Raw genomic sequence first — 1810 nt, forward strand, 5'->3', positions numbered from 1 at the left:
TATGTAGCTCAGTTAAACGTTGATTGTAATCATCGCTGGTATACTGTGATCCTAAATCCGTATGGATAATCAAGTCCCCAGTAATGGTTCGATTTTTAACCGCGCTTTCAAGGGTCTTTAAGACTATTTTTTAAAGTTGTTAATATTTCTGCATCTGTCATTTTAATCACCTTTCTTTACTATATATTGTGTTATGTAGGTTCAAAAATCCTATATATAGTGGTATGATTAAATGGTAAACAACTAATGATCTTTGCAATAATATATAGATCAGGAGGACGGTGATCAAAATGGCAAAAATAAACCTGTTGGCGACAATCGACGTATTGGTGAAGTTAAAAATCGTTCGCAATTCCAACGAAATAATGTGTTTATAAAACGCAACACTATAACTGGACAGTTCATGAACGTTTCTAACAAAAAATTTAAAGGCGTTCGCCACGAAAATTAATTATGTATAAGAGGACTAAAGTCCTCTTTTTTATTTTCTTACCAGCATCATAACCTTTATTTTCAGCAGTTGCGGTATTTTTAACGCTTTGACCAAGCACAATGCTTAATTCAACTGTATAATAGATTAAGCAAGAAGTTTTAAGGGCGGTGGCTGTCTTTTCCCTTGCGAGGTGAGGCCCATGGGAACATGGAATAATCTTCAGGAAGGTTTCACAGTCAATGAGCGTCTTCCAGACACTCTCGTTGATGTTGCTGTTTGGCACGTTTTTAATCGCGCTACTCAGCTATATCGACAAGCACCACAAATAAAAAGCCGCCCTGTGTAACTTTGGCAGGTTACAGGACGACTAGTACCTAGTCTAATGTTAATGCCACCGCCTTTGAAGCGGCTTGCGCGGGAAGCCCTGTTCTGGCGGGGCTTCTTTTTTCTATTTACATTATAGCATGCCCTTTAAAAACTGGCTAACGTTTTAGACTTTGATCGGGTTCGGATTCGGGTTGTTTAATTGCCGGGTTTTGTTCAGCAAATGCTTGCAGCTGTTTTTGAGTTCGCTTACTGATTTTCTGGTGTACATCATTTAATTTATTTTTAGTTCTGATTTTGTTGTGGATTCGTTGCTTGCTGAACTTGTTGTTGCAAGCCTTGATAGGACTTATTAAGATCCTGGGCTGATAGCTTTTTTAAATCATGCTCAGGTTCTTTTTGTGCTTCTTGTAAGCCTAATTGTTTGGTTAACCCGTCGCTAAGCTCAATCACTTTGTTGCTAACTTGCTGGATCTCACTTAAAGCACTATGGATCACGGCTTTATCTTTAGCCCAGGTAGCCACATACCCGAGTGAGTAGTTACTGGTATCAACACCAATATTTTGCATGGCAACATACGCAACCGCTTCGGCTTGGGTTTCCTGATAGGCCCGTGGCCGATCTTTAAAGGCTGATTTTAAGCCGTGTAGCTGGCTATGCGCATATTCGTGGTATAACGTCTTTAGTTTCAAAGCATTGTCGGGCTCATCGCCACCAATGACGATTTCATTAGTGCTGGGTTGAAAATACCCCTTAGCCCCATTTAGCGTTGCTAAGGGCACTTCACTGACTTTAAGGTCGGTTTGCTGGTTTAGATAGTCCTTGAATGCGTTATACAAGCTTGTCACATTCTAATGATCGGCCAAATTTTCTTTGACAAAGTCTTTAGCACTTAACACTGGTCCACCGCTAGTTTGTGCCACATCAAAGACGGGTAGATAGCGATAACCGACAATGGCGCGCTCATCGGTGGTATCAAGATGCTTCTGCTCGGCTGGTGTTAGCTTCTTAATGATCGGAGCCGCAATCCGAATCGCTTTTGCGCCCCGTTT

At 40.9% G+C, this 1810-nt stretch carries 1 protein-coding gene and 1 pseudogene; one reads left to right on the forward strand and one right to left on the reverse strand.

Annotated elements, in window-relative coordinates; genetic code table 11:
• The first annotated feature begins 699 nt into the window (after positions 1 to 699).
• Entirely contained in the window at positions 700 to 762 is a 63-nt protein-coding gene (locus JCM17471_RS16270; RefSeq protein ID WP_222843308.1) for a putative holin-like toxin, read from the forward strand.
• Between the two features lie 153 nt (positions 763 to 915).
• On the opposite strand, the pseudogene JCM17471_RS13680 reads toward JCM17471_RS16270, so the two are convergent.
• Positions 916 to 1810, reverse strand: a pseudogene (locus tag JCM17471_RS13680) (hypothetical protein); the annotation flags it as partial.

Origin of the sequence: Lacticaseibacillus saniviri JCM 17471 = DSM 24301, from assembly GCF_001311785.1 — a bacterium.
GTDB classification, from domain to species: Bacteria; Bacillota; Bacilli; order Lactobacillales; family Lactobacillaceae; genus Lacticaseibacillus; species Lacticaseibacillus saniviri.